At 57.0% G+C, this 15120-nt stretch carries 12 protein-coding genes; 8 read left to right on the top strand and 4 right to left on the bottom strand.

The features are described from left to right. Positions 1-19: 19 nt before the first annotated feature. Complete coding sequence (locus tag CU669_RS10985) at positions 20-742, bottom strand: class I SAM-dependent methyltransferase (RefSeq protein ID WP_161539641.1); 723 nt, start codon at positions 740-742, stop codon at positions 20-22. Between the two features lie 86 nt (positions 743-828). Next, complete coding sequence (locus CU669_RS10980) at positions 829-2439, bottom strand: hypothetical protein (protein ID WP_146747721.1); 1611 nt, start codon at positions 2437-2439, stop codon at positions 829-831. A gap of 211 nt (positions 2440-2650) precedes the next feature. Here CU669_RS10980 and CU669_RS10975 point away from each other — a divergent pair, with 211 nt between their 5' ends. The 7 genes from CU669_RS10975 to CU669_RS10945 all read left to right on the top strand — a co-directional run bounded on the left by CU669_RS10975 (position 2651) and on the right by CU669_RS10945 (position 10760). Continuing rightward, entirely contained in the window at positions 2651-3856 is a 1206-nt protein-coding gene (locus tag CU669_RS10975; protein WP_112144591.1) for a glycosyltransferase, read from the top strand. A 105-nt stretch (positions 3857-3961) separates the two neighbouring features. Then, positions 3962-4981 carry a radical SAM protein gene (locus tag CU669_RS10970; RefSeq protein ID WP_146747720.1) on the top strand — a complete coding sequence of 340 codons (1020 nt, stop codon included), beginning with the start codon at positions 3962-3964 and terminating at the stop codon, positions 4979-4981. A 3-nt stretch (positions 4982-4984) separates the two neighbouring features. Next, positions 4985-6481 carry a B12-binding domain-containing radical SAM protein gene (locus CU669_RS10965; RefSeq protein ID WP_112144588.1) on the top strand — a complete coding sequence of 499 codons (1497 nt, stop codon included), beginning with the start codon at positions 4985-4987 and terminating at the stop codon, positions 6479-6481. Next, positions 6478-7902 carry a B12-binding domain-containing radical SAM protein gene (locus CU669_RS10960; protein ID WP_112144586.1) on the top strand — a complete coding sequence of 475 codons (1425 nt, stop codon included), beginning with the start codon at positions 6478-6480 and terminating at the stop codon, positions 7900-7902. Before CU669_RS10965 ends, CU669_RS10960 begins: the two co-directional genes overlap by 4 nt. Before the next feature lie 17 nt (positions 7903-7919). Continuing rightward, a complete protein-coding gene (locus CU669_RS10955) occupies positions 7920-9068 on the top strand; it encodes an NAD-dependent epimerase/dehydratase family protein (RefSeq protein ID WP_112144801.1) in 1149 nt (382 codons plus the stop codon). 90 nt (positions 9069-9158) lie between these two features. Beyond that, positions 9159-9854 (top strand): class I SAM-dependent methyltransferase, encoded by a 696-nt coding sequence (locus tag CU669_RS10950; RefSeq protein WP_112144584.1) that lies wholly within the window; start codon positions 9159-9161, stop codon positions 9852-9854. A 39-nt stretch (positions 9855-9893) separates the two neighbouring features. Then, positions 9894-10760: a class I SAM-dependent methyltransferase gene (locus CU669_RS10945; RefSeq protein WP_161539640.1), complete on the top strand. Its 867-nt coding sequence runs from the start codon at positions 9894-9896 to the stop codon at positions 10758-10760. On the opposite strand, the gene CU669_RS10940 is transcribed toward CU669_RS10945, so the two are convergent. Both CU669_RS10940 and CU669_RS10935 read right to left on the bottom strand, forming a co-directional pair. Next, entirely contained in the window at positions 10669-12792 is a 2124-nt protein-coding gene (locus tag CU669_RS10940; protein WP_112144580.1) for a hypothetical protein, read from the bottom strand. The genes CU669_RS10945 and CU669_RS10940 overlap by 92 nt on opposite strands. Before the next feature lie 86 nt (positions 12793-12878). Next, entirely contained in the window at positions 12879-13868 is a 990-nt protein-coding gene (locus tag CU669_RS10935) for an NAD-dependent epimerase/dehydratase family protein (RefSeq protein WP_112144578.1), read from the bottom strand. A gap of 164 nt (positions 13869-14032) precedes the next feature. Here CU669_RS10935 and CU669_RS10930 point away from each other — a divergent pair, with 164 nt between their 5' ends. After that, positions 14033-15079: a glycosyltransferase family 2 protein gene (locus CU669_RS10930; protein WP_161539639.1), complete on the top strand. Its 1047-nt coding sequence runs from the start codon at positions 14033-14035 to the stop codon at positions 15077-15079. Positions 15080-15120 lie beyond the last annotated feature (41 nt).

The raw sequence follows: 15120 nt of genomic DNA, 5'->3' as shown, positions 1-15120 counted from the left end.
ACCTTATTTTACCATCTCACTACACCGAGAACTCAACACCAACGACATGAGCGATAGCGGGGAACAAACTTCCTAGGCGGGTTCCTATCTTCATCGGCAATCGGCTGAGCCACCGAGGGCGAGTGGAGTAGATGGTATGCCCAAAACTGCGTATTGGGCGGAGACCGTGAGCGCGGCCTAGCTGTCGCAGCTCGTCGATGGAATATTCCTTGAAGTGCTGCGGATCCATTAACACCTCTGGTTCCCCGCGCCACGTCCGCAGGCGGTTTTCCAGCCGTTGGCGGTTGGGGGTCACAATACAGATTCGGCCGTTTGACGAACAAAGCGCACGCGCGCGCGCGAAATATAGATTCGGATCATCGAGGTGCTCGAACACCTGGAAAGATACAACAAGATCGTATTTATTGGCTGGCCAGAATGTCGCCATATCGGCGACAAAACGGCGGACCTTGGGGTGTGGATACATCGCCTCCGCCACTTCGACGCTTTTGGCCGAATAGTCAAAGGCATCGACCCTGCTAACGAAGGGAAGTTCTGCAAGTTCCTTGTCATGGAAGCCGCAGCCGCAGCCGATATCAAGAATAAGCTTGGGTTGCCAACCCGCCATGACCTGGGCGACTTCGAATTTCCGAGCAACGTCCCATGCTGGTGAAATGTATGTATCCCAATCTTCGGTAATCATGCGGTCGAATATATCGCGCTGATCTTGTAGATATTCCTTGAATTCATCCTGTACAGACATGCCGCATGAATCTCTCATGTTGTTATAATATTTAGCCATCCATTCTTGGTGGCGCTGCCTATAGAAACGGTGATAGTTATCTGATTTTACCGCCGCGCAAGCATGTCTTGGATAGCCGGAGCGGTGATCGATGCCGCCAATTCCTGCCCTCTGGCGCTCCAGTGGACATCGAAATCATAGTACAAACCGGCCATCGCTTCGCGTCGAAACGGCTCCAATAGAGAACGGAATGGCAGACCAAGCTCGGCGCTAATCGCCTGGACGATCGCATTAGGCTGATCCCAAGAAAAACCCGCCCGCCCCAGGTCGCGGGCATAGTTCTGGTGTCGGCTATCGATGGCAAAGCCTGAAATTTCTCGGAAACTCCCAAGAGTCTGAGCCTTGGAGGGAATTGCCACCACCAGAACCTTGACACCGCGGGAGGCGGCAAGATCGCGGATGCTAGCCAACGCCATGCGTGTGTTGATGATGGCTTGAGCCGCCGCTGGATCTGGAACCCGCCGCAGGAAGGCCATTTCAGCGACGGTGTAGTTGGCCAGACTGTCCCACGCTTGACGGGACAGAATCGAGCGCGCCCCCCCCCTCCACAGCCATCGGCACGACGCCAGAACGTCGCACAATTCCGCGGGCGATTCCGGTGCGGATAGCGCCGAGGCGTATGCTCCATTGACCTCCGGAGGCACGGTACCGCCAAAGTAATTATCGCGTAGATCGTTGCCCAGATAGACCATAACGACCAACAATTTCAGCGCCCGAGCTCCGTCGATGGCATGAGCAATGAAATTGAGCTGCTGGATTGTTCCAGACCCATCCATGCCAGCATTGTAGGCCTTTATGCCATAGCGTCTCAACTGATTGACAAAGGTTAAATCCTCGGCGGTATTATCGCCGGCGATGAAAGAGTCTCCCAAGACAACGACATCGGACAGCGCGAAACTGCCGGGCGGATTTCGCATCCCCAACTCGTCGGACCTGATCGGGATGGTGACCATGTCCTCATTGGTGAATATCATGGCGTGGTAGGGTGGAAACGACTGCCAGCCCGGATGTCCCTGGTAACGGATCGAATCTATTGTCGTATTGATCCGTGGCTCGAACCACCGGGCTCCCACTTCTCCCACCGCCACGGCGATTGCCAGCGATGCCAACACGAGGGCGGCCGCGCCGGACCAATTCTGCCACCAAAGCTCCGCCAGCCGGCAAAACCGGATCAATCCTTGCTCAAGGGCACGCAGACCGATGGCGATCATTCGCCGACGCCGCCATCCGCCTGCCAGGCACCCGGCCACTACGCCCACAGCAATCGGAAATACTAGCACCGTGGCACCAGGATAAAGCGTATAGCGAAGAACAATGGCCGTTCCGTCTAGACGGCCCGGGGGCATCGAGAAAATCACATCCCAATTGCGATCATGGCGGTAGCGTCCACCCCCCAGGTCCACGATATCGTCGATAGTTGCATGTGGGGTGGGCAGGGTGACCCCACCGACCGTCATGGTCAGGCTCGACCGAGTAGGGGCGCCGTCAAAATCGCCGAAGGGCGCCCATCCCAGAAGCATTTTACCTCGCGGGACAAGGGTGATCACCGCTGCCTTGCCCCGATACGGACGAACCCGATCGGATGGGATGGGCTCCTCGAAAGTCAACCCGGAAAGCCTGAATTGGATAAGACCAAGTTCAAGGGTCAGCAAGGCCATCGCGACGGCAATCCCAGCGACCCTCCACCCTCCGTCCCTCATGACCATCCCTTCGTCATCGCGAGCACGACCTTGTCCATTATTCCCAGGCATCGCCATCGTGTCGAGGCCAAGCTGGGCAAGAGCCCGTCATCCTTGAACCATTCCCATAGTCCAAGGTACCATCGTCGCCCCGGTGGCGTCGTCCTCCTCCAGCATTGCCCCAGGCTCCATGACCGCACCCGTTCTCCTCGTCATCATCCCAGATCAGCTCTCGGCCTTGGTGGCCAAGGGGGAAGTGCAGCCGCGATACTACAATCCCGGCAATCTATTCGGCGAAGTCCATATCCTGATGACCAACGCCGACCGGCCCCAGGAGGATGCCGTCCGGCCAATGGTCGGTGACGCCGCCATGACCATCCATAATCTTCCGGAGGATTACAGGCCGCTCCTGGAGCCGAATGGAATCAAGCGATGGCGTATGTTCGACGCTTGGTCGGAACCTGCTGTCGCCCTGGCCCGACGGTTGAATCCCGCCGTGGTGCGCTGCCACGGCACCGACTTCAACACCGTTGCGGCCCGGCGGATCAAGCAGGCCCTTGGCATTCCCTATGTGGTCTCGTTGCACACTAACCTAGACCAAAGTCCATGCCGACGCCGAATTTCCATCGATCCCGAGCAGGTCCAGGTAAACGTCGCAATGGAGGATCTGGAAAGGAGATGTCTGGCTGAGGCTGATTTGGTGGTGCCGGTCTATGGCTCGATCCTGCCTTATCTTGATCGCCTCGGCGGCTTCAATTTTGAGATTTGTTACAATGTGCTGAACGGCGCCACTCTTCGCCACAAGGATAATTATGCCCTGGGATCGCCGGTCAGGCTCATTTCGGTAGGACGGCAGTACCACGAGAAGAATGCTGAAAATATCCTGCGTGCCGTCGCCGATTTGCCCGAGGTGACGCTGACCATGGTTGGTGACGGCCCACTGCACCAGTCGCTGAAAGCAAGGGCCGTCGAATTAGACATAGTTGATCGCATCGACTTCCAGCCGGTGGTGCCCAATGCCGTTTTATGCGCCATGCTTGCTGAATTTGACCTGTTCGTCGTTCACACCGAGGCTTGGGAGTTCAATAAGTCGGTGATCGAGGCACTGCTGGCCGGGCTGCCGGTCATCATCAACCGCCGGATCGGACGGCCGGTCCCGGAACTGACAGAGGATATCGTCACCTTGGTTGAGAATACGCCAGATGCGTATTGGCGCGCCATCCGGTGTCTGATGGACGACCATGCCACCCGCGAGGCCCAGGGGCGTCAAGCCTATGCAATTTCCAAAAAATTGTGGGCACCGTCGGTGACCGAAGCCCGCTATGTCGAAATTTACCGCCGTATCCTCGACGGTCGGGCGGCAGCTGCGGGTAATAATCAGAAGCAGTTGATATAAAAATATATTTGGTATATCTTCTCTTTCGGTTATCAGATGTGCCAATGATGCGCGCGAGGCCACGGATAAGGCGTTAGGGTTCGTGATGGATTGCAGGCTATCCCTGTGAGGGTTTATCGCAACGAAGGAACATTCAGCTCCTGCGCCAGGATTTTCCGCGACGTTTTGATGGGCACGCTCACACCGGCACGCCTGGCGAATGGTGCGGTCGCGGCGGTGGACTACCTTCTGGGCCGTGAACATCCCCGTTCCATGCCCATGGTTGCCAAACTGGAAACCGCCAACTTGTGCAATTTGCGGTGCCCTTACTGCCTTCATGGCGAGGATCCGCGTGGAGAGGCGTTCCGGAACAAACGCTACATGACGCTGGAAACCTTCCAGACCGTCATCGATCAGATGGGCCGCCACCTGCTGGCCTTGATCCTCTATCACAAAGGCGAGCCGTTCTTAAACAAAGAGCTGCTTGACATGTGCGCCTTGGCCCGGGAACAGCGTATCGCCACCATTGTTAGCAGTAATTTCAGCCTCAAGTTCACCGATGCCGAAATTGAGGACATTGTTCAAAGAGGCCCAACCTATTTGACCATCTCGCTCGACGGCATCACACAAGAGATCTACGAAACCTATCGAGTTGGCGGCAAGATCGACCTGGTCCTCGACAACTTGCGTCGGCTGGTGGCCGCTAAGCGCCAAAGAGAGGCGGCCTCGCCGATCATCGCTTGGCAGTTTATCGATTTCGACCACAATCGGCATCAACTGGTCGAGGCAGAGCGGTTGGCCCGCGAAATCGGCGTTGATAATTTCGTCGTCACCCGCAATCGAGAAGGCTTGACCCATGATGGCCACAAACTAGGGGCACTGAACCGAGCTCCCGCGAGGACCGGCCGATTTCCGTTCAAATGCAAGTGGCTCTGGACCTTGCCCGTCATCTTGTATGATGGCGAATCAGTGCCCTGTTGCGATTACGACTGGCGCCGCGACAAGCATATGGGAAATATTTCAGGAGGGTTCGCATCTATCTGGCACGGGGCGGACTATGCCCTTAACCGGCGCATCGTGACCAACCAATCATCCTGCATCGACCATCCCAACGCCCATTGCGCGGCGTGTCCATTGAAGGGGTAGGGAATGAAGGTTCTGCTCATGGAATACCCTTGGCTTGACCGTGAAACACATCATTACACGGTCTACCGGTGGTATGGCGCCTTTCCCAATCCGGCCATAGCCGTCATCGGCGGCGCCTTGAGAGCGGCGAATATAGCCTTCGATATTTTTGACGCCAAACTTGAAGATCTGACCATCGAGCAGTCGCTCGAGCGGCTGCGAGCCTGCGCCCCCGACATTGTTGGCCTGAGCGCTTTCACCACGGATATCTATTTCGCTAACCAGTTCGCCGGCCTGATCAAGCAGGAGTTCCCCAACTGCGTGGTGGTGGTCGGTGGGCCTCATTCCACCGTGATGCCGGCAAAGACCCTGGAGGAATTCCCGTATTTCGATATCGCCGTGATCGCCGAGGGCGAGAAGGTGATGGTGAAGATCGTCGAAACCCTCAGGGCCGGGGAAGACATTACAAGCATCCCCAACATTGCATGGCGCTCATCCGGGGGAAAGGCTGTCGTCAATCCGTATGACAAGGCGCTGGAGTGCCACGACCTAGACGACATCGGCACACCCGTCTGGGAAATGTTCCCCCCTGGCGAGATGTACCATGTGCAGACTACTCGCGGGTGCCCATTTCCTTGCGAATTCTGCTATCGGCTGACGGGCACCAAGGTTCGCCACAAGAGCCCCGAGAACGTGGCACGGGAAATCGAAACCATCTTGTCCCTGACCAGACCGGATCACATCTTCTTTTCCGATCCGACCTTTGGATTGAACAAGAAGAAGGTCTATCCCGTGCTCGACGCATTGATAGCGGCCAACATCGCCGAACGAGTGCCATGGAAAACTACTGCGCGGTTCAGCACTACCGACGAGGAACTCCTAACCCGCATGAAGCGGGCCGGTTGCGTCTCGATCTTTTTCGGCGTCGAGTCGGGCGATCCGGAAATCTCCGCTGTCGCGAAGCAGAACATTGATATTGATCGCGCCAACAAGATGCTGGCCCTTTGCCGCAAGCTGGGCATCTACACCCTCGGCGGTTTCATATTCGGCCATCCGGGCGAAACGAAAAAGTCCGTGTGGGAAACGGTTAAGCTGTCGCTGCGCATGCGGTTCGACCTGATCGTGATCGGCATCATGGTGCCCTGGCCTGGAACCCAGGTGTATGAATACGCGAGGCGTGGCGAGCGCGGCTATAAGCTGGTCGCTGCCGATTGGCGCAATTTTGACAAGCATTTTGGATCTTGCGTAAAATTCGACAACTTCGACGGCAATTTCCTGCCCCGATTGAGGCTGTTCAATTATATCCTGTTCTATCTGCGCTGGGCTAAATTCGGGGCTCTCGCAAAAGAAGCTTTCTCCAAGGCTGCGATCATTCGACGGTTTCTCACCGCCTCCATCTTTGGCGCCCAGCGCAAGGATTTGAAACAAACCGATATGGACATCTTCCTCAGCCAGCGCCGCCCAGTGAGCGCCGCTAAGGATTTCGTCCGCGCCGAAGGGCTGAACGAGATCTCACAATGATAATTCTGCTCAACCCGCCGTTTCTTGACAACGAAACCAGCTATCATTTCAACTACTCGTCGGCCCCCTACCCCAACCCCGCCATTGGCTTGCTGGCTGCGGTGCTCCACCAGCACGGGCTGGATTATGCGGTCATAGACGCCCAACTGAATGCGTTTTCCCTGAACGATACCTTGGCCCTGATCGCGGAAAAAAGCGCAGGAAAGAGTATCGCCTATATCGGGGTAAGCAATTCAGCCACCACTCTGATTGAAAACGACATGACCACCATTCGGGCGATTCGGACGCGGTTTCCCGGTGTTCCCATCGTGATAGGCGGCGCCCATTCCAGCGCCATGCCGGAACGTACACTCAACGACTGTGCCGAAATCGACGTCGTGGCACGGTTCGAGGGCATTCAGACCGTCGTGGAGCTCCATGATTACTATACCCGCGGCGGCAATTTCCCGTCGCTCGCCGACATCAAGGGGATTGCCTACCGAAATGAAGGCATGCCCATTCGCACGCCGGAGCGCCCCCGCGACAATCGCCGCTGGTCGGAGGTAGGGCCCTCGCGATTTGCCGAGATGGGGCCGGCCAAAACATATATGTTGTTCACCGCCATCGGCTGCCCATTCCGCTGCTCGTATTGTTTCAATGCTACAAATTTTAACTTTTCCACCCGCAGCATCGACGCCATTATCGCTGAACTCAAATATGTAGTGTTCGACCAGAAATGCAGCGATTTCTGGCTGATTGACGCCACTTTCGCCATAAATCGCAAGCACACCGAGGCGGTCCTGCGGCGCATGATCGACGAGGGAATTGCCGCCAAGGCTCGTTGGGCCTGCACCACACGCGTCAATGCGGTCGATGACGATCTTCTGCTCCTGATGAAGGCCGCGGGGTGCTATCTGGTGTCCTTCGGTGTCGAAAGCACTGTCGACAAGGTTCTGGAGCGCGCCAACAAGAAGACGTCGCGGGACATGATCTTGGATGCTTTCCGGGGCGCCCGTCGTGCCAAACTTCAGACCAATGCCTTTATCGTCTACGGCCATATCGGTGAAACCGAGGCCGAAATCCTCGACACCATGGAAACCATCGTCAAGATCAACCCCGATGAGTTGAATATCGGTGTGATGGTGCCGTGGCCTGGTACCGAGGTCTATGATTTAGCTGCCGGCCATCGTGAAGGTCTCGACCTGATGGATGCGGATTTCAAGAAATACGACAAGTACTTCGGATCCGTACTGAAGCATGATGGCATCAGTCACCAACGTCTCGAATTCCTACGGGTGCAAACTTATCTGAAACTGTTTATCGCCAATCACCGCTATGCCGACTTCATAAAGTTTTGCTGGACATCCCGGAAAGGGATATACCTCAAATTCTTCTCACGTTTTGGCCTCGGCCGGACTGGAGTGACAATTTCCTCCCAATAATGCTGCTTGGAGCGTCCATGCGGGTGTTGATTTTAGGCGGTGACGGCTATCTCGGCTGGCCTACGTCCATGGCGCTTGCCGCCAAGGGTCACGAGGTTCTGGCGATCGACAACTACATGAGGCGGAGAATCGCGCACGAGACCGAATCGGATGCGCTGATGGACAATCCGCGCCTGCCGGAGCGGGCGGCTATTTACCGTGCGGCCAGTGGCCATGCGATCGCCACGGCAATCGGCGATTGCGCTGATATGGACTTCCTCAGCGGCGTTTTCTCGGACTTCAACCCCGAAGCAGTTGTCCATTTCGCCGAGCAACCCTCCGGGCCTTATTCCATGCGGGGATTCGGCGAGGCGCGCGAAACCCTGCTCAACAACCTCGGGGTTACCTTCAATGTGATCTGGGCTGTGCTAAAGCATGCTCCGGGCTGCCATATCATCAAGCTTGGCACAATGGGCGAGTACGGCACTCCTAACATCGATATTGAGGAAGGCTGGATCGACATTGAGCACAAGGGCCGTCGCGATAAATTCCTGTTTCCGCGCCAAGCCGGCAGCCTTTACCATACCACCAAGATCCTCGACACCGACTTGCTGTGGTTCTATGTCCGTCTTCACGGACTGCGGGTCACCGACCTGATGCAGGGGCCGGTCTATGGCCTGGCCACGGATGAGACCGAAGCAGACGAGCGTTTGCTGCCGAATTTTCACTACGATGACATCTTCGGCACCGTGCTAAACCGGTTTCTGGTCCAGGCAGTGGCGGGAGTTCCGCTGACGGTATACGGGAAAGGCGGCCAGGTCCGAGGCTATCTCAACATCCGCGACACTTTGCAGTGTATCGAGCTAGCCATGATCAAACCGGCGGCCAAGGGGACACTGCGGGTATTCAACCAATTCACCGAGCAGTTCTCGGTCAACGATCTGGCGGATCGCGTCCATCGGGTCGGGAACGATTTGGGTCTGAAGGTGGAGATTCGCCCTATCGCCAATCCCCGCAAGGAAGCCGAGGAGCATTACTACAATCCCTGCCACAGCGGCTTGAAAGAACTCGGCCTAAGATCCCATCTGCTGACCGATGACGTCGTGGCGGCTATGTTCGAGAAAATCCTGCCTTATCGTGATCGCATCGTTCCTGCCCGCATCATGCCCCGGGTCCGCTGGTCCTGATTCCTGAATGCTTGCAGAAGATAGTGGCACCGACTACCCTTCCCGCTAGTTGCCGCTGGCCGGCTGCGTATTTTGATCAGAGGTTAGTATATGGACTGGGAGACTTTCTGGGCACAGCCCCCGGAATACTTCTCCAATCCTTTCATGCGAAGGGAGCGGGTCGAGTATTTGCGCGATTGCCTGATTGGAGAGGGCGGGGTTTTACCAGGATCTTCCCTGCTCGATTACGGATGTGGCGATTCCGATCTGGCGCCGCTGCTGGTCGAGGCGGGGGTTAAGGTTTTTCTCTATGATCGGTCCCCAGCCTACCGCGCCAAGGCGGAGCAATGCGCCGCCCGAACCCCCAATGTCCAGGTGGTGGACGAAGACTTTCTTAGGGACCGGGACGGCGTCACAATCGATACCATCTTGGTCTGCGCCGTCATCCAATACCTAGACGACAATGAGTTGTACCGCCTTCTGACGCTGCTGCGGCAACGCTTGGCCCGGGGCGGACGGCTATTGGTCGTGGATGTGCCCGATCACTCCTCGGGGTTCAGGGATGCCATTGAACGTCTGTCCGACGCCTGGCGTTATGGCTACTTCCTCCGCGCTCTGGCGAATATTATGCGCCGTCTGGTGCGCGGCTTCGGCGGCGATCTCAAATTTCACCGCTACTCGACGGAGGAGATGCTCGATCTGTTGACCCGTCATGGACTTGATGCCATGCGGGCGGCCGGCAACTTCACCCCCATGAGGTCTCGCCACACCTACATAGCTACCGGATGCGACAATGCCGGCAGATAAGCGCGAACCGGACGGCAGGACATGTCCGGGAGGCGTCGCATGACACTCGACGAATTAGCCCGCGCTGTCCGCGCCCATGACCTGCAAGAACGGCTCGCCAGACGCTTGAACCGACCGATTGCTCAGGTAGCCGCCCTTCTGGAATCGAAGCTGCGCCAGGTTCCGGTAACGCTGGAGCTGCTGGCGGATATTGACCTCGTGGGAAAACGCCTACTGGAGATAGGCGCCGGCCCTGGCTTAGCCAGCATTTTTCTCAAGGCGAACGGATATGACATTACGGCAATCGAGCCAGCCTTATCAGGATTTGACGAATACGCTGTCTATCACGAGGAGCTGATCCGCACGCTTGGACACGACGACCTGACGCTGCTGGTGATCGGAGCCGAAGAGCTCGACTCTGCTATCCACGGCCTATTCGACGTGATCTTTTCCCACAATGTCCTGGAGCATGTCCCGCAACTGGATGAAGCCTTCGCCGCAATGTGCGGAGTTTTGAAGCCGGGCGGGGTCATGGTCCATATGTGCGTCAATTATAACTTCCCCTACGAGCCGCATTTCTCTATCCCACTCATACCCGGCTGGCCAAAATTGACAGAGATCGTCCTGCCACGCCGAATACGTGACAGCCAACTTTGGCAATGCCTGAACTTCATAGATGCCGGTCAGGTGCGAGCGCTGTGCAAGCGCAATGGCCTGCAGGTGGGATTTGCTCCCGGACTGCTGCACGCTCAATTGGTCCGCATTCAAGAGGATCCCACCTTCGGGGCCCGCCATCACGGAGCGCTACTGAAAATCATATCTCGGATGCTTCGCCTCACCGGTCTGTTCGAGATGTTGCGCCACCTGCCGCCGGTGGCGGTGTCTCCGATGCGATTCGTTGCCGCCAAACTGCCCCCCACCCCCTGACCCACTCGACAGCGGCCGTCAGCCCCAAGAAGGCGAGGATGATGACCTCGGGGTAATAGATCTCCTTGTTACGGGGCTGTACCGCTGACCATAGAACGATGTGAAACGTGGTGACGTAAGCCAGCAAGGCGACAAGACACCACCAGCGGATTCGGATCAGGGCAAGACCATCCCGATGCCACATGAGTAAAAACGCCCCGATCAGAAGCGGCCATTCAAGCAGATTATAAATCGGCAGAATGAACGGCGAGGCGTGATGGAACGCCGCCTCCGTATCGCCGCCCCAATTCGGCCACCAAAATCCGGCAATCATCCTATAGAGTCCCCCCAACGGATCGTCGGCCAGGGGTCTTAGGAAAGATACCATGGCATTACCGATCAGCCCGGTCACCGTGGACTCGCCGCCCTCGCCAACCATCAGGGTGCTGGCCTGGCCAATTCTGGTCAAGGCGACAGGCGTAAAGCCCATGGGAGAAAAAGTCTTTCCTGGAAATATCATCGGTAGCGGCAGCCACCAGATCACCACCCCCATCAAGACCAATCCGGCAAACCCCAAGGACCGAGGCTTCCACCCATACACAATCGCCGTAATTACGACACACGCCGGGATCAGCACCACCACGATGTCGCGGGTATATGTGGCCATTGACAGCAACGCCCCCGCCAGCAGCAAGAAGGGCAGCTCGGCGTACCGTGTCGGAACCGACGGGGAAGCTCCGGGGCGTGCCAGAATGATCGCCAGCCCTGCCAACAATAAGGCCGTTGCCGGGGCCTCGGTCAGATACATAAGGGCGTATTTGAATGGCCGGTCGAATACCATCCAATAAACCAGGGGCAGGAACGACAGCCATTTGCGGCCGCTGATGCGGAAGCAAAGGTAATAGATCAGCAGGCCGGTGGCAGCCTGGATCAGGATGTTGAGCATGACGACGGGGATCGGGGAAATTCCGGTTAAGGGAAAAAGCGCTGCACTCATCATTGACAGCCCGTATGGGGTGTCAAAAAGTAGATTTTCCTGGTTGGCGTAAATGGATACGGCATGGGCAAAGTACTGTGCCGCATCGGCAAAAATACCATCTCCATTGAGAATTTGCGATGGCCGTGGCAAGTCCTGGCTAATGACCTCCCGTAGTCCGTCGATACCCGCCCGCCAGCGGATATCAACGCGGACCCGGGCGACGGCATCAAGGCGAACGGCAACCGTGGTAGCGAAAGCACCGAATAGAGCCGTCGCCCATGCAGGCTCCCGTAGCCAGAAGCCAACAGCCAAAGCGGCTAAATGCGCCAGCGAGCCGGCTGCTCCGAACCACATCGCCCAAAGGCTGATCTCATGGCGGCCTATCGCCTGTGCCCGCACACCATAGCGGACGGCCGGAACTTTTCCGGCAACGTCGTCCATGTGCTCGATGAAATCAAGTTCCACGAGCCCGACGAAGGGCACCGGTGTACTGCGAAACGGCACCGGCAGCAACCGATCCAATAACATCCGCCGCCCGCCGCTTTCCATTAAGGCGCGATCCGCGCTGGGCGGGTCGTCGAAGACTCCCCATACGCTAAGGTGGCCGTCGGGACAGGCCGGGCGATAGGACAATTCCAGGGTGACTGGCCCGGGCAGAGGCGGCGGTAATTCAATACGTTGCCATGCCGCGTATGGCGTCTTCCGCAAGGACTGGACGGCCTCGCCGACAATGACGTGGCCGACATTCTCACATCCCGATTCATTGGCCAGAATATCGACGAACCACTGGCCCTTGGGGACGACCGGTGGCATCGCCACCGGCACCAAAAGCCGCTCTCCGGTCTTGAAGCTGCGGACCCACCAGGGTAATTCGATCGACCGTCGCCCATCAACATCATGCCGATACCATTCGAACTTAGCCGCAAGCAGATAGGACTCATTGGCATCGGGAGCCAAATGGGCCAGCCCACCGACCAGAATCAAGGCAAGACAGGCGACCTGGATCCAGCACTGCACGCTCGGCGCGGAAAAGGCGGCAGCGACATCTCTTATGCGGCGGAGATACATCGGCATTCCCGTGGACCCACGTCATTTGCTCTGGTGCGACGGGCGGCCACCGTAATCCCGCCGCCAAATACAGTTAACGAACGCGGCCCCGATCACCCGACGTCGGCCAAACTCCGCAGAGTTTGTCGCAGACCGTCAGCCAAAGAAACCCGAGGAGTCCAGTCAAGCCGCTGTTTCGCCTTGGAGGTGTCGGAAAAATTGCGCGTCACATCCCCATGCCGCGGCTCGGATGTTTTGACCACGGGGCGCGGCAATCCCGCGCCATCAAAGATGGCGGCCAATTGTTCCACCAGTTCATGCAGCGTGGTTTCCCGCCCTGATGCGATCTGAAACACCTCGCCTCCGATTCCAGGCACGCTGCTTGCCCGAAGGATTCCATCCACGAGATCGTCAACATGGATGAAATCGCGGGTTTGGTTGCCATCCCCATAGATCTCAAGCACCTCTCCACGCAGGGCCTGACCAATAAATTTAGCGACCACGCTGGTCTTATGACCGGAACCCGGCCCATAGACATTCCCAAACCGAAGCGCCACCGTCTCGACACCATAACTGTGGAAATATGCCGAACAGTACCCCTCGCCCGCCAATTTACTTGCTCCATATGGCGATATCGGATGTGGGACGGATTCTTCGTGAATGGGCGGTGTGGACTCCCCCAAGGGGGCGCCGCTCGAGGCGAAGACAAATCGCCCCACATTGCTCACCCGACAGGCCTCGAGGTAGTTGAGGGTTCCAAGCACATTGGTAATGCAGTCCACTCTGGGATGGGCGACCGACTGTGGGACACCGGTATTGGCGGCAAGATGAATGATGATGTCTGCGCCGGCAGCAGCGGCGACCGCCACCTCCGCCTCGGCGATATCGGCCACGATCAATTCAGGGGCGGCTCCTGCGATCATCGGCCCCGGCATGTCCTTTGGGCAAATCCTCACCTTCCCACCCATCGCGTGATTGAGGGGCTCTTCGCCACCGACCGACAGGTTGTCAACGACCCTGATCGTGTGCCCACCAGAATCCGTCAGCCGTCGGCAGAGGTTTCTCCCCAAAAATCCTGCCCCGCCGGTTATCAACCACTTCATCGACCATCACCCAAATATGAGACTCGCCAATCCGATCCGCTAAAGCAAACCGGATCGGTCGGATTATACATATTCACCCCAATACAATCATGGACTTCGTGATGGCCGTTTGCCTAGAATGCGTCCTAAATCGCAAACATGGTTCGGGTGATCGAGGCGACTCAATGAGTGTGATCCGATTTTTTGGCTTGGTGCTCGGCACAGTCCTCATCGTTGCCAATTTTTATTATCATCGCGGATCTCGGTGGAGCCGTTCGGTATTTACGCTGGTCTTCTTCGTTGGCCTAGCCCTTGTCATCGTCTCGGTCATGCCCGATTCGGTCAATTGGCTGCCGAATCTTCTCAATCTGGGAGAGTACGGTGTTGGGCGAATTCTCGCGCTGTCAATCTGCGCCAGCATCCTGGCAACCTTACTGGCGCTCTATAGTAAATCTAGAACCGATTCACTTCGCTATCTGCTGGATCGGATCATCTGTAGCGGCTTGACTGATCGTTTGCTCGGCGACGGCGACATGATCCAGCAACGAATAAAGCCGATCATGGTAATTATTCCCGCGCTAAATGAAGCCAGCAATCTTGAGATCCTCCTGCCAAACATCCCGCCTCGGATTGGCGATCATGATCTGGGTGTCCTCGTCATCGACGATGGCAGTACGGACGATACCTCCGAGATGGCAACCAAGCTTGGCGTCCTCGCCGCAAGAAACCCGGTCCCACGCGGACAAGGCGCAGCCCTTAGAGTTGGATATCAGGTTCTCGCCAGATGTGGAGTCGAGGTGGGGGTGACCATGGATGCCGACAATCAGCATCGCCCTTCGGATATTGCCCGATTGGTCGAGCCGATCTTGACCGGCCAGGCCGATCTCGTCATTGGGTCGCGGGTTAAGGGAAGTGCCGATGCCGTTAGCTGGACCCGGTCCATGGGTGTCTTTAGTCTGTCTCATCTCATTAGCGTCCTGTCGGGACACTACATCACCGATTGCTCAAGCGGTTTCAAGGCGTTCCGCATGAATAGCATCTCCAAGCTCAATTTGCGGGAAGACCAGTTCCAGGCATCTGAAGTGATCATCGAGGCGGCAAAAAAAGGCCTCCGAATTCAAGAGGTTCCCATCCACATCGCCCGCCGTGAACATGGCACTAGTCGCAAGGGCGGTAATTTTCTTTACGGCCTTTTCTTCTTTAAGACGATGCTTAAGACGTGGTGGCGATAAAACTTATCAACCATTTGCGATCTGCATTGCGTTCGATAGCC

Source organism: Paramagnetospirillum kuznetsovii (assembly GCF_003284725.1).
GTDB classification, from domain to species: domain Bacteria; phylum Pseudomonadota; class Alphaproteobacteria; order Rhodospirillales; family Magnetospirillaceae; genus Phaeospirillum; species Phaeospirillum kuznetsovii.
This window is presented reverse-complemented; position numbering and strand designations above follow the sequence as displayed.